Here is a 256-nt window from a genome sequence, read left to right as displayed (position 1 = left end):
CGGCGGTATCCAGAACAGTGACGCCGATTCGCGCGCCGACCTCTGATTCGATGTCCTGAATGGCCGACGCCGAGAGCGGCTTGTCAGCGGCCTGTGCGCCCAGCGGCAGACAGGCAAGCGCGGCGGCGGCCAGCCACTGTTTCCAGCACCTTGAAGGCCTGACAGCAAGCTTTACCGCAAGGCTGGAAGAGTGCAATGGAGACGAGCGGTGATCGGCACCGCACAGGCGCTGAGGGGATGAAGGCATCAATGACAT

Annotated in this window: 1 protein-coding gene; it reads right to left on the bottom strand. The window is 63.3% G+C overall.

What is annotated here, in order from left to right; translation table 11 throughout:
• Window positions 1-256, bottom strand: a 256-nt coding sequence (locus tag R0J88_RS21635; protein ID WP_410901123.1) for a hypothetical protein, incomplete at both ends; no start/stop codon positions are given.

It is taken from the genome of Pseudoalteromonas sp. SIMBA_162 (genome assembly GCF_046535955.1).
GTDB classification, from domain to species: Bacteria; Pseudomonadota; Gammaproteobacteria; order Enterobacterales; family Alteromonadaceae; genus Pseudoalteromonas; species Pseudoalteromonas marina.
The sequence above is the reverse complement of the archived record's forward strand: the minus strand, read 5'-3'. Positions and strand labels throughout refer to the sequence as shown.